Annotated in this window: 15 protein-coding genes; 4 read left to right on the top strand and 11 right to left on the bottom strand. The window is 30.8% G+C overall.

From position 1 onward, the window contains the following. The first annotated feature begins 52 nt into the window (after positions 1-52). Positions 53-2,269 (top strand): carboxy terminal-processing peptidase, encoded by a 2,217-nt coding sequence (locus tag ACIQ16_RS01075; protein ID WP_396148162.1) that lies wholly within the window; start codon positions 53-55, stop codon positions 2,267-2,269. Positions 2,270-2,335: 66 nt separating this feature from the next. Here the strand turns inward: ACIQ16_RS01075 and rodA are convergent, their stop codons facing one another. From rodA to purH, 6 genes are all read right to left on the bottom strand, one after another. After that, complete coding sequence (gene rodA, locus ACIQ16_RS01070; protein ID WP_396148161.1) at positions 2,336-3,592, bottom strand: rod shape-determining protein RodA; 1,257 nt, start codon at positions 3,590-3,592, stop codon at positions 2,336-2,338. Between the two features lie 191 nt (positions 3,593-3,783). Then, positions 3,784-5,736 (bottom strand): penicillin-binding protein 2, encoded by a 1,953-nt coding sequence (gene mrdA, locus ACIQ16_RS01065; protein WP_396148160.1) that lies wholly within the window; start codon positions 5,734-5,736, stop codon positions 3,784-3,786. Next, entirely contained in the window at positions 5,733-6,239 is a 507-nt protein-coding gene (locus ACIQ16_RS01060) for a rod shape-determining protein MreD (protein WP_396148159.1), read from the bottom strand. Before ACIQ16_RS01060 ends, mrdA begins: the two co-directional genes overlap by 4 nt. Before the next feature lie 2 nt (positions 6,240-6,241). Further along, positions 6,242-7,075 carry a rod shape-determining protein MreC gene (gene mreC, locus ACIQ16_RS01055; protein ID WP_396148158.1) on the bottom strand — a complete coding sequence of 278 codons (834 nt, stop codon included), beginning with the start codon at positions 7,073-7,075 and terminating at the stop codon, positions 6,242-6,244. An 11-nt stretch (positions 7,076-7,086) separates the two neighbouring features. Then, the gene (locus ACIQ16_RS01050) at positions 7,087-8,115 is read right to left on the bottom strand and encodes a rod shape-determining protein (protein ID WP_291240904.1); all 1,029 of its coding nucleotides are present in this window, start codon (positions 8,113-8,115) and stop codon (positions 7,087-7,089) included. A 141-nt stretch (positions 8,116-8,256) separates the two neighbouring features. Continuing rightward, positions 8,257-9,783, bottom strand: a complete 1,527-nt coding sequence (purH, locus tag ACIQ16_RS01045; RefSeq protein WP_396148157.1) for a bifunctional phosphoribosylaminoimidazolecarboxamide formyltransferase/IMP cyclohydrolase — start codon at positions 9,781-9,783, stop codon at positions 8,257-8,259. 155 nt (positions 9,784-9,938) lie between these two features. Between purH and ACIQ16_RS01040 the strand changes: the two genes are divergently transcribed. Further along, a complete protein-coding gene (locus tag ACIQ16_RS01040) occupies positions 9,939-11,189 on the top strand; it encodes an ABC transporter permease (protein ID WP_396148156.1) in 1,251 nt (416 codons plus the stop codon). A 72-nt stretch (positions 11,190-11,261) separates the two neighbouring features. Here ACIQ16_RS01040 and ACIQ16_RS01035 read toward each other — a convergent pair whose 3' ends face one another. From ACIQ16_RS01035 to ACIQ16_RS01025, 3 genes are read right to left on the bottom strand one after another with little or no spacing between them, the layout of a single operon-like run. After that, positions 11,262-13,973 (bottom strand): carboxypeptidase regulatory-like domain-containing protein, encoded by a 2,712-nt coding sequence (locus ACIQ16_RS01035; RefSeq protein WP_396148155.1) that lies wholly within the window; start codon positions 13,971-13,973, stop codon positions 11,262-11,264. Between the two features lie 13 nt (positions 13,974-13,986). Then, on the bottom strand, positions 13,987-14,859 hold the full coding sequence (locus ACIQ16_RS01030) for a GLPGLI family protein (protein ID WP_396148154.1): 873 nt from the start codon (positions 14,857-14,859) through the stop codon (positions 13,987-13,989). Between the two features lie 30 nt (positions 14,860-14,889). Beyond that, positions 14,890-15,807, bottom strand: a complete 918-nt coding sequence (locus tag ACIQ16_RS01025; protein WP_396148153.1) for a GLPGLI family protein — start codon at positions 15,805-15,807, stop codon at positions 14,890-14,892. A gap of 87 nt (positions 15,808-15,894) precedes the next feature. On the opposite strand from ACIQ16_RS01025, the gene ACIQ16_RS01020 reads away from it, so the two are divergent. Both ACIQ16_RS01020 and ACIQ16_RS01015 read left to right on the top strand, forming a co-directional pair. Further along, positions 15,895-16,656 carry a hypothetical protein gene (locus ACIQ16_RS01020; RefSeq protein WP_396148152.1) on the top strand — a complete coding sequence of 254 codons (762 nt, stop codon included), beginning with the start codon at positions 15,895-15,897 and terminating at the stop codon, positions 16,654-16,656. Between the two features lie 3 nt (positions 16,657-16,659). Continuing rightward, entirely contained in the window at positions 16,660-17,274 is a 615-nt protein-coding gene (locus ACIQ16_RS01015; protein ID WP_396148151.1) for a deoxynucleoside kinase, read from the top strand. A gap of 37 nt (positions 17,275-17,311) precedes the next feature. Here the strand turns inward: ACIQ16_RS01015 and ACIQ16_RS01010 are convergent, their stop codons facing one another. Both ACIQ16_RS01010 and ACIQ16_RS01005 read right to left on the bottom strand, forming a co-directional pair. Beyond that, positions 17,312-19,783, bottom strand: coding sequence for a glycosyl hydrolase 2 galactose-binding domain-containing protein (locus ACIQ16_RS01010; protein WP_396148150.1), 2,472 nt, complete (start codon positions 19,781-19,783; stop codon positions 17,312-17,314). 149 nt (positions 19,784-19,932) lie between these two features. Continuing rightward, positions 19,933-20,613 carry a copper homeostasis protein CutC gene (locus ACIQ16_RS01005; protein ID WP_396148149.1) on the bottom strand — a complete coding sequence of 227 codons (681 nt, stop codon included), beginning with the start codon at positions 20,611-20,613 and terminating at the stop codon, positions 19,933-19,935. Positions 20,614-20,616 lie beyond the last annotated feature (3 nt).

Raw genomic sequence — 20,616 nt, 5'->3', positions numbered from 1 at the left:
TTTTTGTAACAAGTAATACAGTAATTATTTGGCACGATTTTAGAAGTTAAAAATGAAAAAAAGTATAGAATTTATGAAAAGAAATTATAAAGTTTTATTGGTTGTTGGGATAGTAGTTGCTGGATTGTGGAGCTTTATTCCTTCTAAAAAAGTAACTGGCGACGATAAAGATAAAATGTTAATTGAACTGTTGTCTTTTGTGTTAGAAAAAGGCCATTTTTCACCTATTGAATTAAATGATGAATTTTCAAAAAAGGCGTATGCTTCTTATATTGAATCATTAGACCCTACGAAACGTTTTTTTATTCAATCAGATATTTCTGAATTTCAAAAATATGAATTGGCTATTGATGATATGATTCGTAGCAAAGATTTATCATTTTTTGATTTAACATATAAACGATTAATGCAAAGAATGAAAGAATCGAAAGTAATTTACACAAGTATTCTTTCAAAACCTTTGGATTTAAACGACAATGAAACCATCAATGTAGATTATGAAAAACTGCCGTATGCTGCGACTATGAAAGATTTAGATCAGCGTTGGAGAAAGCAATTAGAACTTGCTGCTTTGAGTGATATTACAGATAAAGAAGACATTCAAGACGCCTTAAAGTCTGGAATTATAGATGAATCGAGTGCTACTAAAGAAGAAAAACCGACTGAAAAAACCGAACCAAAATCTTTTGAAGAATTAGAGATAACCGCAAGAAAAACTACTGAAAGTAATTTGAATAATAATTTTAGTTTTATTGCCGAGTTAACACGTGAAGATTGGTTTACGGTATATATCAATGCAATTGTAACGCAATACGACCCACATACGTATTATTTTTCTCCTGAAGATAAAGAAAAATTTGATGTAAGTATGAGTGGAAAATATGAAGGAATTGGTGCGCGTTTACAAAAGAAAAATGAAGGCATTGAGGTGTCAGAACTAATAAGCGGAGGTCCTGCTTGGCGAGGAAAATTATTGGAACAAGGCGATATTATTATTAAAGTTGCTCAAGCTAACGAGGAACCAATAGATATTGCTGGAATGCGCTTAGATGATGTGATTAAAAAAATAAAAGGACCTAAAGGGACTTTGGTAAAACTTACTGTTAAAAAAGTAGATGGTACTGTAAAAGTAGTGCCAATTATAAGAAATGAAGTAGAAACGGAAGAGACATTTGCTAAATCTTCTGTAGTTAATAAAGACGGGAAGTTATTTGGGGTGATATATTTACCGAAATTTTATCAGTCTTTTGAAAACAAATTAAACAGAGATGCTTTTAAAGATGTAGCCATTGAAGTGGAAAGATTAAAAGCTATGAACGTGGAGGGTATTGTAATGGATTTACGTGACAATGGAGGAGGTTCATTAGAAACGGTAGTTAAAATGACAGGTTTATTTATTGATAAAGGTCCTGTAGTTCAAGTAAAACCAGCCGGTGGTAAGGCTCAAATTTTACCAGATTCAGATCCTAAAGTTCAATGGGATGGCCCTTTAGTAGTAATGATTAATAATTATTCAGCTTCAGCTTCAGAAATATTTGCAGCTGCAATTCAGGATTATAATAGAGGAATTATTATTGGAAGTAAACAATCATACGGAAAAGGAACCGTTCAGAATGTATTTGAATTAAACGAGTTTGTTCGTGGAAATCAATATGGTGATTTAGGAGCTTTAAAAACTACTACTCAAAAATTTTATAGAGTTAGTGGTGGTTCTACACAATTAGAAGGTGTGAAAAGTGATATTATAATGCCAGATCGTTTTAGTTTTATGGAAACAGGTGAAAAAGATGAAAAAAGTGCTTTACCTTGGGATAAAATTGAGCCAGCGATTTATACACCTTTAGATCTAAACTTTGAAAAAGTAATTGCAAATAGTAAAAAAAGAATTGCGACTAATGATAACTTTAATTTAATTTCTGAAAATGCAAAATGGATTAATGATAGAAAAGAAGACAATTCTATAAGTTTAAATTATGCTGCGTATAAAAAAGAAATTGCAGATATTGAATCGCAAACTAAAAAATTCAAGAGTCTTGAAAAATATAAAAACAACCTTAATTTTACTTCGTTACCCTACGAATTAGAATTGATGGCAAATGACGAATTACTGAAAGAAAAGCGTGAAAGATGGCATGCGGAATTAGTTAAAGATATTTATATGACTGAGACCTTAAATGTACTTACTGATTTAACCGTTTTAGATATAAACAAATCTGTTGTTAAAACTAAAAAAGATAAAAAAGTAAAAGAAAAATTAGCTTCAAAATAGTTTAAAGATTTATAATAAGAAAGCCATTCAATTTGAATGGCTTTCTTATTATGTTATAAGCGAATGTTACCACTCATTAACTTTATTCGCATCTAATTTTATAAAAATAAATAGCATAATGGTAAACGCCCATAAACTGGAACCACCATATGAGAAAAAGGGTAGTGGTACTCCAATAGTTGGGAACAATCGTATAAGCATAGCGATATTTACAAAAAAGTGGGTAAATAAATACGTGGCGACACAATAGCCATACACTCTACTAAATCTTGTTTTTTGTCGTTCTGCAAGGAATAATATTCGTAAAAATAAACTTACAAATAATCCAATAACTAATACATTGCCTACAAAACCCCATTCTTCACCTACTGTAGTAAAAATATAATCGGTGTGTTGCTCAGGTACAAAGCCACCTTTTGTCTGAGTGCCTTCTAAATAGCCTTTGCCAAAAAATCCACCTGAACCAATGGCAATCATAGATTGATTTAAATTGTATCCTTCGGCTTTCATATTTACATCTTTTCCTAAAAGCACATTAATACGATCTTTTTGGTGGGGTTCTAAAACTTTATCATATACATAACTAACCGAAAAGGAAAAAAGTGAAATTGCGATAAAAATTAATCCGTAAACAATAGGATTCCGAGAAATCAGTCGATTAAATATAAAATGAATCACCATAAATATTCCAATAAATGAAATTAAATATATGGGTTTAATGATAAGCGCTAAAAGGAAAGTAGCGATTGAAATGGCTCCAGTCCATAAATACCAACCTGGTAATCCTTCTCTAAATAAGACAAAAATTAAGGATAAAAAAATCATTGCACTTCCAGTATCGGGTTGTAATAAGATGAGTATAACAGGAAGCCCAATAATAGCAAAAGCTATATATTGAAAATTCTTTTTAGCTAAGTTTACTTGCGCATCACTTAAAAATTTAGATAAAAGCAAGGCTACAGCGGTTTTTACAAACTCGGAAGGCTGAAAACCAAATCCTCCAAATTGGTACCAGTTGGTTTGTCCTTTTTTACTTACTCCAAATACGAATAAACCTAAAAGTAGTGCAATTCCAATTCCATAAAACACAGGAGAAAATCGTTCAAATATTTTAGAATCTATAAATAAAATCGAAAATATTATGGGTATAGAAATAAGCATAAAAATCATTTGTCTTCCATAATTCAGGCTAAAATCAAATGTGTATTCTTGATTTGCAGGAACCGTTACGGAATAAATAGTCATCCATCCAAAAACAACGAGTATGAAGTACAACAAAATGCTTATCCAATCGATGGAATTACTTATATCTTGGTTTTTCATTTGACTTAATTTTCCTTTTTTATTTTTGAATTTTAGATATAATATTTTAATGATTACTTTCTGCTCTACGAAGTTTCTAACTTCGTGGTGTTGGTGAAAGTTCTCCGAACTTTAGTATTCGGTTCGAGACCGAAAAACACATCCTAGAAGTCAGGAGACTTCTAGGAGCGGAGGATGTTAAAAATAAAAAATTATTTTTTCTTTTCTGCTTCTTTTTTCTTCTTTTCTGCGTCCGTTTCTTTTTTCGATTTTAATTTCATACGAAGCGAATCTGCTTTGACTAACTTAGGTTTGTGAATGGAATCTTTACTTGGATATAATTTTCGATATTGATAATTTAAATTCCCTTCTAACATTCGTTTTTCTAAATCTGTACGAGTAATTTTCTTATTTAAATATTTTTCAATCATTAATGTGGCTATGGGTCCTGCCCAAGTGTTTCCAAAATGTCCATTTTCTACAATCACTGCAATGGCAATTTTTGGTCGAATTCTTGGCGCAAAAGCTACAAACTCAGAGTGGTCTTCAAGCTGAACGCGTTTTCCATTTATTTTGGCAAAATTTTCAGCAGTACCTGTTTTTCCACAAATTTCCAAACCATCTACTCCTAAACCAAAAGCAGTTCCTCTGTTGTAAACATCAAATAAACCATTTACGACAGGATCAAAATGTCTTCTATCAATAGTTGTAACATGTTTTGTAGTATATTTTGAATCTATTTTTTTGCCTTTTATTGTTTTTATGATATGAGGCGTATAGTAATAACCTCTATTTGCAATAGTCGCCATCATATTTGCCAATTGAATAGGTGTCATTGAAACTTCCCCTTGACCAATTGAATTTGAAATAATTGTAGTAGATCGCCAACCACCATTTGGATAAAAATGCTCATAGAATTTTGAAGTTGGAATATGTCCTTTTCTCCCAGGAGGCAAATCATAACCCATAAATTTCCCTAAACCAAAACTTTTTAAGTGATTAGACCAGGCATCTACACCATCTTTTGGTCTTTTGTATTTATCAATTGTGCGCTTGTAAACATTTGCAAAATAGGTGTTACAAGATTTATAAATTCCAAAATTTAACTGCACCACACCACCTGGGCAGTGGCATCGCATAAACGCACCACGTCCATATGAAAATCCATGATTACACGTAAATGATGTTTGGGTATTAATAACGCCTTCTTGTAATCCAACTAAACCGGTAAGAATTTTAAAAGGAGATCCTGGAGGAAATTCACCTAATAAACCCCTATCAAATAAAGGTTTTGCAATTGAATCGTTGTATAATTTCGTGTAATTTTTTGAACGTTGTCTACCAACTAGTAAAGCCGGATCGTATGAGGGCGCAGTAACTAAAGCTAAAATTTCACCTGTACTGGGTTCAATTGCTACAATTCCACCGCGCTTATTAACCATTAATTCTTCGCCATATTTTTGCAATTCTCCATCTATAGAAAGGGTTACATCGCTACCTTGTTTTGCAATGGTATCAAATTTTCCTTCTTTGTATGAGCCAATTTCTCTATTGTGTTTGTCTTTTAGAATATATTTTACTCCTTTTACACCCCGTAAAATTTCTTCATAAGCTTCTTCAACTCCTTGACGACCAATTAAATCACCACTTTTATAATAAGGATTGTCTTTAATTATAGCATCGTTTACTTGTGTTATGAATCCAAAAATATTGGCACCATGAATGGTTTGATATTCTCTTAAAGAACGTTTTTGAATATAAAAACCAGTGTATTTTCTTATTTTTTCTTGAAACCCAGCGAATTCCATTTTATTTAATTGGGAAAGAAAAAGAGAAGGTAATCTTGGACTATAAATTTTTGCTTTCTCTATTTTCTCAATAAATTCTTCTTTTGTGATTTGAAGAATAGTACAAAATTCAAGAGTGTCAATTTCTTTCACTTCTTTTGGAACAACCATAATGTCATATGATGGCTGATTGGCAACTAAAAGTTTACCGTTTCTATCGTAAATATAACCACGTTCTGGAAAATCGAATTTTATTTTAATGGCATTGTTTTCTGATTTTATTTTTAAAGTATCATCAATAATCTGTAAATAAAAAAGACGAACCAATAACAGGATAGCGGATATAATGATAAGGGTTGGTAATAAAGTCTTTCTCATCGTTTATTTGGTTTTATTAAATAAATACTAATGATACAAATTGCAAATGTAAAAATAGTGCTCAGAATTGTACGTGTGATAATTTCAAAAAACAAATCGATTCTATATAATTCTAAACTAAAAAGTATTAAATGATGAAAAACGATTGCAGACATGATAAACGTAAATCGGTCTACAGATAGTTTATCAGCTATTCTGATGGTTTGGTATTCGTAACTTAATCCGAAAGCAAACTTTAAGAAAAAAGGTCTAAAATAGGCTAAAAGTAAAGAAGCAGTTGCGTGAACACCGCCGCTATCACAAAATAAATCCATAATTAATCCCAAACAAAAACTTGCGGCTAAAAAACCAGATTTATTAGAGTTAATTGGATATAAAATTATAAAAAGCACATACAAATAAGGATTAATCCAACCGCCTAATTTCACTTGTTCAAGCACAACAATTTGTATTGTTAGCAAAACAATAAAACGGATTAAATTTAAAATGAAGTTACTGTTCATTATTACTTAGTTGGATCTTTTTCTGTTGCTTCTTCCAGCGCTTCTTTTTCTTTTTTCTTTTTATTTTCAATAACGTACACATAACCAAGTGACGTCATATCGTTGAAAAGTCTTACATTGATAACAAATTTGTTACTGGTTTTTTCTGCAAAAATTTGTTCGATTTTTCCAATTGGAATGTTTTCAGGAAATATGGCAGATTGTGCCCCAGTTACAATAGTATCGCCTTTTTTTAATGTGGCTAATTTTGGCACATCAATAAGTTGTACATAACCTGCATTTTTTCCATCCCAAGTTATTGAACCAAAATGATCTGAATTTTTTATTTTTCCGTTTAATGGGTTTTTAGTATGAAGAATACTGATTACTGTAGCAAAGTTTTTTGATGTTTTTTCAATAATTCCAACCACACCTTTATCGCTAATCACAGCCATATCGGTTTTCAGACCTTCAAACGAACCTTTACTTAACGTTAAAAAATTTTCTTGTTTGGTGTAAGAATTTTTTATCACTTTTGCTTGTCTCACTACAAAATCCGATAAAATATTTGGCACTACAATTTTACTTTCTAAAACAGTGTCTTTTTTATTGAATAAAATTTCTTTTAAACGTGCGTTTTCTCTCGCTAAATCTTCATTTTTTTGTTGCAGGCCAAAATATTCTTTAACGCTATTAATTTGGCTATACGTGTAACCTGAAAACGCATTTGAAGAATTAATATACTGGCTTCTATGATAAGAATGTGATTTAATTGTAAGCGTTAATGAAATACCCAAAAGCAGCAAAAACAGCAATTTATAGCTGTTTTTTATAAGAAAAATTATAATTTGCTGCATGTATTACGAGCTTATTTAATTAAAATATTTTTGTACTTCGCTAAGTTTTTAAGTGTCATTCCAGTTCCTCTTACTACCGCTCTTAAAGGGTCTTCGGCGATATAAACTGGTAAATCTGTTTTTAATGAAATTCGTTTATCTAAACCTCTTAACATAGAACCTCCACCGGCTAAATAGATACCTGTATTGTAAATATCTGCTGCTAATTCTGGTGGTGTTTGAGATAACGTTTCCATAATAGCATCTTCAATTCTTTGAATCGATTTATCTAATGCTTTAGCAATTTCTCTATAAGAAACATCAACTTGTTTTGGTTTTCCAGTTAACAAATCACGCCCTTGAACCGACATATCTTCAGGAGGACTTTCTAAGTCTTCAATCGCAGCACCAATTTGTATTTTAATTTTTTCTGCAGTAGTTTCTCCTACAAATAAATTGTGTTGTGTTCTCATATAGTAAATGATGTCGTTCGTAAACACGTCACCAGCAATTTTTACAGATTTATCACAAACAATTCCTGCTAATGCTATTACTGCAATTTCTGTAGTTCCACCACCGATATCGACAATCATATTTCCTTTTGGTTGCATAATATCAATTCCAATACCAATTGCAGCTGCCATCGGTTCGTGAATTAAATATACTTCTTTTCCGTTAACACGCTCTGCAGATTCTTTTACAGCTCGCATTTCCACTTCTGTAATTCCAGAAGGAATACAAATTACTAAACGCAATGCCGGTGTAAAAAGTTTTTTCTTTAATGCTGGAATGCTTTTAATTAACATTTGAAGCATTTTTTCAGACGCATCAAAATCGGCAATTACTCCGTCTTTTAGTGGACGAATTGTTTTTATATTTTCGTGGGTTTTTCCTTGCATCATATTGGCTTCTTTACCAACAGCAATTATTTTTCCAGTTATTCTGTCTCTCGCAACAATTGAAGGACAGTCTATAACAACTTTATCGTTGTGAATTATTAGTGTATTTGCGGTACCAAGGTCAATTGCTATGTCCTCAGTCATAAAGTCAAAAAATCCCATATTTATTGAAGGGTTTAGTATTTTGTGTAAATCTATTCAACTAACAAAAGTATAAAAATAAATTGGAATTATTTAAAATAAAAACGCATTAAAAAAATATTTTTTAATGCGTTTTAAAATAGCGATATTTTTTAGCGTTTTTTAATGTTTAAAATGACGTACTCCAGTCATCACCATCGCCACATTATTAGCGTTACAATAATCTATACTTAATTCGTCTTTTATAGACCCTCCAGGTTGTATAATTGCTGTAATTCCTGCTTTATTTGCGATTTCTACACAATCAGGAAATGGGAAAAAAGCATCACTTGCCATAACTGCTCCAGTTAAATCAAAATCAAATGTTTTGGCTTTTTCAATGGCTTGATTTAAGGCATCAACTCTTGAGGTTTGTCCTGTTCCAGAAGCACAAAGTTGGCGATTTTTTGCAAAAACAATTGTGTTTGATTTGGTGTGTTTACAAATTTTTGACGCGAATAATAAATCTTCAATTTCTTCTGCTGTAGGAGCTGTTTTTGTGGCTGTTTTCAATATTTCAACTGAATCGGTAATATTGTCTTTATCTTGAACTAATATTCCATTTAAACACGTACGAACATTTTTTGCAGGTAACGCAACATCATTAATTACTAATATAATACGGTTCTTTTTTTCTTCTAAAATATCAATTGCTTCTTGGTCGTATGAAGGTGCGATAACCACTTCGCAAAATAGTTTGTTTATTTCTTCAGCTGTTGCTACATCAATGTTTCCATTTGCAATAAGCACGCCACCAAATGCTGAAGTAGGATCACCTGCTAATGCATCTAAATAGGCTTCTTTCATCGTAGCTCTTGTAGCCAAACCACACGCGTTATTGTGTTTTAAAATAGCAAAAGTGGGATCGTTATGTTTAAACTCATTTATTAAATTTACAGAGGCATCAACATCTAATAAATTATTATAAGACAATTCTTTTCCGTGTAATTTCGTAAACATTTTATCGAAATCTCCAAAGAAAAACCCTTTTTGATGTGGGTTTTCACCATAACGTAAAATTTGTCCTTTTTCTTCGCTAATTTTTAAATACGTGTCTTCAGTATTGAAATAATTAAAAATGGCCGTATCGTAGTTTGATGAAGTATGAAACGCTTTTGTCGCTAAATGTTTTCTTTGTTCAATAGAAGTAGCGCCTTGATTTTCAGTGTAAAAATTTAAGAAAGTAGCATATTCATCTACAGATGCCACAATCACAGTATCTTTAAAGTTTTTCGCTGCAGCGCGAATTAATGATATCCCACCGATATCAATTTTTTCGATACTATCAGCTTCACTTGCTCCTGAAGCAACCGTTTTTTCAAATGGATATAAATCTACAATTACCAAATCAATTTGAGGAATATCAAATTCTGTCATTTGGGCTACGTCGCCTTCGTGATCTTGACGGTTTAAAATTCCACCAAAAATTTTTGGATGTAAGGTTTTTACTCTACCGCCTAAAATAGAAGGATAAGAAGTTACATCTTCTACAGCTACAACAGGAACTTGTAAATTTTTAATAAAATCTTCGGTACCACCTGTAGAATAAATTGTTACATTATTTTGATGAAGTGCTTTAATAATTGGTTCTAAACCAGTTTTGTCAAATACAGAAATTAATGCCGATTTGATTTGTTTTGTGTGAGTCATTATGTTGTTGTTTGTTTTGAACTGCAAAAGTAACAATTTGATTAAGAAAATCCAATAGTTATAAACTGTAAATGAGAAACATTTCTAAATAATTTTCGTCTAAAAATTGTAACAAATATTCCTTTTTAACTACAAATATTTAAGATATACATTTTATGATACTATATATTCGTTTACTTAAAGAAAGTTTTGCTTTTGCTTTTAATGCACTGAGAAGTAATAAATTACGAACGTTTCTTTCTTTACTTGGAGTTACAGTTGGTATTTTTTCTATTATTGCGGTTTTAGCAGCAGTTGATTCATTGAAGAAAAATATTGTTGATAGTTTAGATGGGATGGATAAAAACACCATTTATTTATTCAAATATTCTTTTGGACCAACGGAAGTTGAAAAATGGAAGCGAGATCAATTTCCGCACGTAAAATATGATGAATATCAATATTTGCAAAAAAGTATGGCCGACATTGATAAAATATCATTTAATTTTTTTACGAAAAATCAAAGTATAAAATATGACGACAATACGGTAAATTCTATTAGAGTGAAGCCTTCTACAAATGAATTTTTTGAAATTGAACCGTTTAAAGTAGATAAAGGAAGGTTATTTAATGAAGCGGAATCCAATTCAGGAACTTCCGTAATTGTAATTGGTAGTGAAGTTGCAGATGGCTTATTTAAAGGTAACGAACCAATTGGAAAGCAAATTCGGTTATATGGTCAACGTTTTACTGTAATAGGCGTATTAAAAAAAATGGGGCAAAATGCCTTTGGAGATTCTAATGATGTTGCGGTTTTTTTACCTGTAAATAATATTAGAAAATTATATGGTGACAACAGTATAAATTTTACACCAGCTATTCTAATTAAACCAAAAGCAGGTGTTGATATTGATGAATTTAAAGCAGAATTAACCAATAAAATGAGAAATAGTAGAGGTTTACGAGCAGGTGAAATTAACAGTTTTTTTGTAAATATTCTGTCTGGATTTACTGGTTTTATTGATGACATTATAGGTAAAATGAATCTTGCGGGATGGGGAATTAGTATTTTTTCTCTCTTAGTTGGTGGTTTCGGAATTGCAAATATTATGTTTGTTTCTGTTAAAGAACGCACCAATTTAATTGGAATTCAGAAAGCATTAGGGGCAAAAAACCGATTTATCTTGTTTCAATTTTTATTTGAAGCTGTTATTTTGGCAATGTTTGGTGGATTAATTGGAATCGTTTTGGTTTGGTTAATTGCCTTAGTTTTAACAAACGTTCTAGATTTTGAGTTTGTATTGAGTTCTTTTAATATTTTATTAGGCTCAAGTTTGTCAATAATTATCGGATTAATTTCAGGAATTTTACCTGCTATTTCAGCTTCAAGATTAGATCCTGTAGAAGCCATACGAACAGGGATGTAATTCTTTTATTCAATAAAAAACCCGATTTGTTTTTGATACAAATCGGGTTTTTGGGTTTTATACTTGTATTAATTATAACACATATTTTAAGCTAAAAACTACAAAACGAGGTTGTACATAAAAACTCGAAAAGTTTGTAGAACCACCTAAGGCATTAAAACTATTGTCGTTTAGTGCTGTTGTGTTTAATAAATTGGTTGCACTTACTTTATACTCAAATTTACTATCTCTTTTTTGATATGATAAGGATGCGGTTAAGAAATCATATTCAGTATCAAAAGTTTTCGCTTTATCTCTATTGTGATAAAAATTGTATTCAGACGTAAAAGAAAAGGCATCTAAAAAGAAATATTCTAATGTAACCGATGGATTATCTACATAATTTATCTGATTTTGAAAATCATTAACCGTATAATCATATGCCAATTCTATATTAGGGATTTTTTTAAAATTTGTTGAAAACCCAATTTTATAATTTTGTGTAAACGATTTTGTATTTTGAATAAACTCAGAATTATCTGGATTTACACGAATATTGTTATTTGTACTTCTGCTGATGCTTGCGCCTCCATCTGCTTTAAAATATCTTGCAAAAGATCTTCCATAATTAATTCTTCCTGAAAGCGACTCATTTGGAAAATTTGAATTAATATTTACCGAACTTGAAACTTGATTAATACCTGTTAATAAAGCACGGTTGGTAATAATTTCAGTTTGTTTTGAATAGGTAATATTAGCAGAAATATTTTCCATATTAAACATACTAAATTTAAAGAAACGCAAAGAGTGTACTTGTGAAATTGAATTTTCTAAGAATCTATTTCCGCTAAATAAACTGTTATAATTTGAAAACACATACCCTTGTGCCAATTTTACGACATCTGTAAAATTATTGGTTAATGAGAAATTGTAGGATAATGTTTGTGATTTTTTCATTTGCCACAAGGCAAAGAAATCAGGTAAAACTCTATTGAAACTCATATTATTTACGCTGTTCAATTGGGTGTCACTGGTATTAAATTGGTGTAAAGTAACTCCTGGATTAAAAGTAAATTTCCCAACCAACATTTTATAATGTAAGCCAACAAAAGCATCGTTAAATACATAATTTACTTTATTGGTGTTTTGACTATCAGATAAATTATTTTGTGTGCCATTATCTAATATTTGAAACATATTTGAGTTAAAGTTTTGATACGAATACGTGTTTCCAATGGTAACGTTAATGTTACTTTTTGGTGTTACCATATAATAGTAATCAAATTTTGCATCCGTTTTATTTGTTTTAATAAATCGGTTTTGATTGATGCTGTTTCTTGACTGAGTACTATTGTATCCTGCCAAAATAAATGGTTGTATTTGTAAATTGGCATTATAAAACGGATCTTCTTGTTGAAATAAATTTTGCATTTCAAAAGCAAATACATTTTTGTCGTTGTACGTATAATAGTAGTTTAAGTTTTGATTTAATGAAATAGGTTGTTGGTTTTTTTCGGTTAAAATATTCCCTTGTAAACTTGATACTACATTTTGTCTATCCAATTGATCAGATGTTTTTAGTAATGCATCGTAATCCAGGTGCATTTTAGTAGAAGGCACATAGCTACTACTTAATTTAAACAATCCTAAATTGTTTCTCTGTCTAGAAATGTCTTGACGTGTTTCTGTAATATTTACGGTTGATCCATTTGGCAATCTATCTACACGATTGTAAACATTATCGGTTTGTAAATCGGTTTTATTGTACGAATAAATACCAAATCCACTAATTGTCAATACTTTCGATGGGTTATAGGAAAAGTTAGCCGCGCCAAATTTCGTATCAATATTTTTTGCACGATTGTTTCTCAATCCCCCAATTCCCAAATCGTTTGAAGAAACATTAAAACTAGAACCCCCTTTTCGCATCATATTTCTAAATCCGCCTGTAAATTTAAAATAGTCTTGCGTGGTAAGCGGTAACTCACCAATATTATTTAAATTACCTATTAAATTAACACTGTATTTTGGACTATAATAAAATAATTTTGGATTCACGATACTTCTGTTTTTCGAGTCGATAATGCCTTCTCCAGCAAGCACATCACCAAACCAAAAGTTAGTTTTACCTTGTTTTAATTTTATATTGATAGCAATATTTTCTTCATTATTTTCCAATCCTTTCAAATTAGAAACCTCATTATAATTTCTTAAAACTTGTACTTTATCAATAGCATCTGCAGGTATATTTTTCACACCTAATTTCGTATCGCCATCAAAAAAATCTTTTCCATTAACCATTAACTTTTGGGCCGTTTTACCTTCTACAGAAATCTCACCGTCTTTGTTAACAGATACGCCAGGTAGTTTTTTAAGAACATCTTCTAACTTTTTTTCGGTACCATTTGTAAACGAATCTGAGTTATAAATAATGGTGTCACCGCTAATTCTTACAGGCATTTCTCGAACAATCTCAACGGTTTCAATGGTATTTGAACTTGATAAAACAATATTAAAAGTTTGGTTTTCTTTTGTAGTTGTAATTTTTTGTTCAAAAGGCGCATAACCTATATAACCGGCTTTGATAATATATTCTGTATTGGCTTTTAAGTTTAATGAAAATTCCCCTTTTTCACTGGTAATATTATACGCATCCATCGCTTTTGTAACTTGGTTAATAGCCATTACATTGGCTGTTTCTATAACCAAATTGTCGCTATCTTTCAGTATCCCTGAAACCTTTACCGATTGTGCGTAACTCATTCCGATAAGAAATAAGCTTAGTACTAAAATTATTTTTTTCATTTAAGTCTGTTTGTTAATTTTTTGTTTCACGAAACATAATTGTGCCGCCATTGTCTTCCATTTGTTTTTGCATTTTTTTCTCGTATTTTTCATATTCTTTTTTGGAAATGACTTTACCAGAATTTGGAATTTTTATTTTTACTGTTTCGTTGTTTTTTATGCTTACTTTCGTACAAAAGTAAATATAATTTTCATTTTCAAGTTGTAAAATTAATCCCGGCAAACCCCATACGCCATTTGGACCAAAACTAACAGGTATTTCACTGGTGTACCAAGCTGTAATAGTTTGTGGTTCGGGTTTTTTCATTTCAAATAATGAAGATTTTCCGTTCTTTGTTTTTTCTTGATAACGTTCGTATGCTTCTAAATCATTTTTAGAAACGGGTTCAGTATAAGTTGCTTTTACGCAGTTATAATCACCAATTATTTTTGTTTCGTTAGAAATTTCCCAAGCAATTTTTGGTAACGAATCTTTTATCACAAATTCATCACCAAAAATATCTTCTTCAGTGTATGAAATTTTATCTTTTGTATTCATATATTTATCTCCATCACCAGACATACTAACACTAACAGAAAAAGACACACCGCCTTGTCCTGGTTTTGGTTTTTCTAATGCTACAACTTCTTCAAAAAGCGCTTCGTTTTTATTGAATGTTAAAAGGTAGTTTTTTTGAAATGCTTTTTTCATAGCTTCTTCAAATGCTTCTTTATCTATACCAACTATAGCATCTTCCGCTGCATCTTTTTCAGATTCTTTTGAAATAGATACAGCTTCTTTTTTAGATTTATTTTGAATGGTTTGATATTCTACTTTTCCATAAAAATCTTGCCCAAAAAGCGTTGCAGAGAAAAGTAATAAACAGAATTTAGGTAAGTTTTTCATATTATTTGGGTATTAATTAAAGTTACTATTTTATCTAGAAAATCTCATTTGCATACCACCTCTTGATCCAGGTCCGCCGCCCATTTCACTCATTTCTTTCATTTTTTTAATCATAATATCGTCGTATTCTTTTTGAGTGACTTTATCACCACCAGTTGGCGCTTTAATTTCAATTTTTTCTTTCACATTCAATACTAATTTCGAACACATAATTATGGTTTTTCCGTCATTAACTTCCATAATTAATCCTGGTAAACCCCAATATTCATCTGGACCTTGGTTTACAGGAATTTCTGGACAGTACCAAGCGGTAACAGTAACTTCTTTAGGCATATCTATTTCGGCAAAAAAGTTGGTTTTCTTTTCTTCTTTTTTCTCTTCGGTAGCCTTTTCATCTGTTTTGCCTTCTTCAGTATCTTTTTTTGGTTCTTCTTTTTTTCTTCTAAAATTTCTAAAATCCGTTTTACTAGCTTCTTTTACTGCTGTTGCTTTAAAACAAGTATAATCGCCAATTTTTTTAGATTCGTCACTTAGTACCCATTTTAAATTTGGTAAGGAATCTTTAATTAAAAATTCTTTTCCAAATACTTCTTTATCAACCGTGTATTGTTTTTCTTTAACGTTTTTAAAATACGTTCCCCCACCGCCCATAAAAGACGCCATCATTCTTCCGCCACCTCCTTGTCCAGGCGCATCAAGTTTTTCTTCTTCTTTATATATCGAGGCCGATTTATCGAAATTAAGAACGAATGTTTTTTCAAACATTTTTTTCATTCTTTCCATAATTTGATTTTTCATTTCTGGCGTCATATCTTTGTTTCCATCAAAGTTTTTTGCAAATTCTGATGTTGATGTTTTAGATTCGTAAACCGCCATTCCTTGGAAATCTTTTTGTGCAGTGGCCATAAAAGTTGTTAAACTCAATACGGCTAAAAATATTTTTTTCATATTTTAGTTAATTTTATTCACTATTAGACTCTAAAAATAGCTATTAGTTACATTATAATTTGTTATTTTTGTGTTAATATTCATTATATGCGAATTTCACTATTTTTTTTATTTATCACTTTTTATTCTTCAGCTCAAAATATTGAGTCAGTTAAGATAGCATCAAAGCTATTTAATTATGAAGTGTTTTGGGGAAATGACCTTTCAGGTAAACATTTTTTTTCAAAGAGTAATACATTATATAAAGTTAGTAAATCCGATACGTTAAACTACGCAAATAATAACTTTGGAAAAATTTCAAGTGTAGAAACGTTTAATATGTTACAAACGCTTGTTTTTTATAAAGAAAATAACGCTTTTGTTTTGTTAGATGCTCAGCTTAACGAAATTAAGACTGCTATTTTTTCGGAAATTAATTGCGAGTTTTTAAAGCCCGCTTCTCAAAATGAATTGTGGTTTTATGACAGTTTAAGTCAACAAATAGGATTGTATAATTTAAATTCTAAAATATTTAAATTTTTATCTAACCCAATTAAAAACATTAAGTGTTCGCAATCGGATTATAATTATTTGTATTGGATTGATAATGAAAACAACACCTTTTCGATTTCTAAATTTGGAAAAATAAAAAGTTTGGGTAAAATAATGCCTTTTGAAAAAGTATTCTTTTTAAGTCAAACCGATTTGTTTTATCTTTTTGAAGATAAAATACATTATTATACCTTTGAAAATCAGTTATCAACAAGAATTAATATTAATGAAAAATTGATTGAAAATTTTTGTTATACAGATGGATTTTTTTCTATTTTTACAAACTATCAATTAAGTACTTTTCAAATAAATAAATAACATATGCATATAGCTATTGCAGGAAATATTGGCGCTGGAAAAACTACATTAACAAAGTTGTTATCCAAACATTTTAAATGGGAACCGCATTTTGAAGATGTAGATGATAATCCGTATTTGGATGATTTTTATCATTCAATGGAGCGTTGGAGTTTTAATCTGCAAATTTATTTTTTAAATAGTCGTTTCAGACAAATTTTAGAGATAAGAAAATCAGGTAAAAAAACCATACAAGATAGAACCATTTATGAAGATGCTTTTATTTTTGCACCCAATTTACACGCGATGGGTTTAATGTCAAATAGAGATTATACCAATTATAAATTACTTTTTGATTTGATGGAAGGTTTAGTTGGAGCACCAGATTTGCTTATATATTTAAGAAGTTCAATACCAAATTTAGTAGGGCAAATTCATAAACGCGGAAGGGATTATGAAAATTCAATTTCAATCGATTATTTAAGCAGATTGAATGAGCGTTACGAAGCTTGGGTTACTACATACACAAAAGGAAAATTATTAATTATAGATGTGGATGATATAGATTTTGTAAACAATCCTGAAGATTTAGGAAACATCATAAATAGAATAGATGCCGAAATAAACGGTTTATTTTAAAAATTTAAACGCCTCAATTGAGGTGTTATTTTATGTTTTATTCATTCATAACATCAAATAAAGACAATACCTTAGTTTCTTGAGTTGGTTTTTCGGTCTTAATTATCTTTGGGATTCCAGGAAGTAAATCAAAATAATTTTCTTCAAAAAAAGTATCTTTTGCTTGTAAGTACACGTTTTTTGCAAGTGTATTTGTTTTAAGCTCGATAAGTGTTTCACCCACAATTTTCACTTCAATGGTTGGTTGTTCTAGTTGTAACTCTTTTGGTTTTACAAAGTAATGATGCGCAACAGTTTTTTTCTGATTGCTAGTAAATTCAATCTGCAAAACTGTTTTTTCTTTTACAAATTTTGGCAATTCTGTATTCAAAATCTGCATACAAGTTGTATTTCTTTCAACGTTCAAAACACATTCCTTTGAAGCAGTCCAAAGTTCATTTCCAGAAAAATCAAGTAACTTAGCGGTTACCAATCCTTCTTTTACTTCCAAATTATCGTTACTTCCAATAATTGAATATCCATCCGCATTTTCTGTTACTGCTAAAAGTATCGGAGCAAAACTTTCTTTGACTTGGTAATGCGCCGCTTTCCAATTGCCGTAATAATCCAAAGTGCTCCAAGAAGTCACAGGCCAACAATCGTTTAATTGCCAATATAAAGATCCCATACAATATGGTTTCGCTAATCGGTGCGCTTCAATTGCGATTTTCATTCCATAAGCTTGCAGTAATTGCGAGACATAATTGTATTTTTCCATAGAAGTTGGCACAGGAAAATCTCGGGTCATATATTCTGTAATAGTTTCAAAACCAGTAGGATGTTTTTGATGATTTTTAAACGCTTCTGAAGTAAAATTAAAATCTTCTTTAGCAATTACTTTTTGCAACGTTTCTAAATTTGGCATCCCTTGAAAGCCATATTCACTCATAAATCGGCCTACTTTTTTCTTATACATTTCAAACGGTTCTTTGCCCCACCAAACGCCCCAATAATGCGAATCGCCTTGAGTTAAACTTTCTTTTCTACCCCAACCAATAGAGGGAGAAGAAGGCCAATACAGATTTTTTTCTTTGGATAAAATACTATCTAATGTTTGAGGAATGAGTTCTTGAAATACTTTTTTATAATCGTTCCAAATTTGAGTCGAATCTGCTTTTGAATAATTAAATTGTTTTTGCCAGCCCCAATTGTGCCAACCTTCGTCGTTTTCGTTATTGCCACACCAAAGCGCAATACTTGGATGATTTTGAAGACGATTTACGTTATCAATTACTTCTTGTTTTACGTTTTCTAAAAATTTTTCATCACCTGGATACATCGCGCAAGCAAACATAAAATCTTGCCAAACTAAAATTCCATTAGCATCACAAGCATTGTAAAATTCGTCATCGGCATATACGCCACCACCCCAAACGCGAAGCATATTCATATTTGCTTTTCTGGCGTTTTGAATTGTCTCGTGATAACTTGATAGCGTTTGTTTTGGAATAAAACTATCTGGCGGAATATAATTTGCCCCTTTCAAAAAAACTGTTTTGCCGTTTAATTTGAAATAAAAGCTTGTTCCAAATTCATCTTTATCTTGAATTAATTCAATGGTTCGAAGACCTATTTTTAGTTCTTTTTTATCTAAAATTTCACGATTTTGTTTCAATGAAAAATGAAATTCATATTGATGTGGAAATCCTAATCCGTTGCACCACCACAATTTTGGATTCGAAATTTCATATGGCATTTTTACAGTATTCGTTCCTTTTTTAAGATGAAATGTTTCTGATTTTTCATTAATTTTTAGTTGAATTGTTTTTACTTCAGAAACACGAATTTCAGTTGTAAATTCTAAAATCGCTTTTTTGTCATTCAATTCGACTTGACTGAATTTTATATTTTCGATTGTAGCCGAATTCCAAAATTTCAATTGCACTTTTTTCCAAATTCCTGCTGTTACAAATCGTGGACCCCAATCCCAACCAAACTGATATTGTGCTTTTCTTACAAAAACACGTTCTTTTTCGGGTAAGGTATAAGGTAATTTTGCGGCTTCTTCTTTTCCTTTTTGAACGGCTGATAGAAATACAATTTTTAGATGATTTTTTCCTTTTTTAAGATGATTTTTAGCTGAAATTAACCATTTTCGAAACATATTATCCGCTTCTAAAACCATTTTTCCATTTATATAAACAGTAGCATAAGTATCTAAACCATCAAATTCTAATTCGATATTTTCATTGGAAATTTCTTTTTCAGATAAGGAAAATGTGGATTCGTATTCCCAATTTTCATTTTCAATCCATTGTAATTGTTTTTCATTGGCTCCGTAAAATGGATCAGGAATTAACTGGTTTTCATATAAATCGGTGTGAACGTTTCCAGGAATAGATGCCTTGTGTTTTTTTGTTTCGTTTTGCTTATTGAATGTCCAATTTTCAGTTGACAAATTCCGATAAGAAGTCTGTGCTGAAACCGAACAGCAAACTATAATCAAAAATAAGAATATTTTTTTAAACATATGAGTCATATAAGTTTTGATAATAAAAGCGGCAAATTAAAGAAGTTCATAAAAGTTTTTTACCCCAAACTTGTCATTCCGCAAGGAATCTCTTTTAATAAACAATTTTTGAATTTAATTTTTTAAACATATAAGGCATATAAGTTCATTTAAGGTTTTACTTTGTTTTTTAACTGAACAATTTCCTCTGAATTTGCAATTTCAGTTCCATCGGTTATAGCGGATGAATGATACCAATTTGCATTGACGATTTGATTCAATTCTGAAATATTGGTTGAACGCAAGCCACCACCTGGCATAATTTCGATGCGATTTTTCGCTTGTTCAACTAATTTTTTCAAGACTTCTTTTCCTTCCATAACATTAGAAAAAGTTCCTGAAGTTAGTAAGGTTGAAAATCTGCAAGCAATAACATCTTCCAAAGCTTGTTCATAATTAGAAACAGCATCAAAGGCACGATGATAAGAACAAGGAAATGGTTTTGCCAATTCAACTAAAGCTTTATTTTGTTCGATATTAATTGTTTTATCTTCATTTAAAATTCCAAAAACAAATCCGTTAACGCCAAGTTGTTTGATGTTTTCGATGTCCGATTTCATTTGTTGAAATTCTGCTTCTGAGTAAACAAAATTTCCTCCTCTTGGACGAATCATCACATAGATATCGATTGTCAAATGCTCTCGACCTTGTTGAATGATTTCGATTGACGGCGTAGTTCCTCCAACTGAAACATTAGCACATAATTCGACTCTATCCGCACCTGCTTTTTGAGCTAGTATTGCAGATTCGAGATTAAAACAAGCGATTTCTATTTTTTTATTTTGGAACATAAA

This window comes from Flavobacterium sp., from assembly GCF_044360715.1.
Classification (GTDB): Bacteria; Bacteroidota; Bacteroidia; order Flavobacteriales; family Flavobacteriaceae; genus Flavobacterium.
The sequence above is the reverse complement of the archived record's forward strand: the minus strand, read 5'-3'. Positions and strand labels throughout refer to the sequence as shown.

Excerpts from the sequence above, each read along its gene's own strand:
- ACIQ16_RS01075 (WP_396148162.1), top strand. The coding sequence starts at position 53 with ATGAAAAAAAGTATAGAATTTATGAAAAGAAATTATAAAGTTTTATTG.
- rodA (WP_396148161.1), bottom strand. The coding sequence starts at position 3,592 with ATGAAAAACCAAGATATAAGTAATTCCATCGATTGGATAAGCATTTTG.
- mrdA (WP_396148160.1), bottom strand. The coding sequence starts at position 5,736 with ATGAGAAAGACTTTATTACCAACCCTTATCATTATATCCGCTATCCTG.
- ACIQ16_RS01060 (WP_396148159.1), bottom strand. The coding sequence starts at position 6,239 with ATGAACAGTAACTTCATTTTAAATTTAATCCGTTTTATTGTTTTGCTA.
- mreC (WP_396148158.1), bottom strand. The coding sequence starts at position 7,075 with ATGCAGCAAATTATAATTTTTCTTATAAAAAACAGCTATAAATTGCTG.
- ACIQ16_RS01050 (WP_291240904.1), bottom strand. The coding sequence starts at position 8,115 with ATGGGATTTTTTGACTTTATGACTGAGGACATAGCAATTGACCTTGGT.
- purH (WP_396148157.1), bottom strand. The coding sequence starts at position 9,783 with ATGACTCACACAAAACAAATCAAATCGGCATTAATTTCTGTATTTGAC.
- ACIQ16_RS01040 (WP_396148156.1), top strand. The coding sequence starts at position 9,939 with ATGATACTATATATTCGTTTACTTAAAGAAAGTTTTGCTTTTGCTTTT.
- ACIQ16_RS01035 (WP_396148155.1), bottom strand. The coding sequence starts at position 13,973 with ATGAAAAAAATAATTTTAGTACTAAGCTTATTTCTTATCGGAATGAGT.
- ACIQ16_RS01030 (WP_396148154.1), bottom strand. The coding sequence starts at position 14,859 with ATGAAAAACTTACCTAAATTCTGTTTATTACTTTTCTCTGCAACGCTT.
- ACIQ16_RS01025 (WP_396148153.1), bottom strand. The coding sequence starts at position 15,807 with ATGAAAAAAATATTTTTAGCCGTATTGAGTTTAACAACTTTTATGGCC.
- ACIQ16_RS01020 (WP_396148152.1), top strand. The coding sequence starts at position 15,895 with ATGCGAATTTCACTATTTTTTTTATTTATCACTTTTTATTCTTCAGCT.
- ACIQ16_RS01015 (WP_396148151.1), top strand. The coding sequence starts at position 16,660 with ATGCATATAGCTATTGCAGGAAATATTGGCGCTGGAAAAACTACATTA.
- ACIQ16_RS01010 (WP_396148150.1), bottom strand. The coding sequence starts at position 19,783 with ATGTTTAAAAAAATATTCTTATTTTTGATTATAGTTTGCTGTTCGGTT.
- ACIQ16_RS01005 (WP_396148149.1), bottom strand. The coding sequence starts at position 20,613 with ATGTTCCAAAATAAAAAAATAGAAATCGCTTGTTTTAATCTCGAATCT.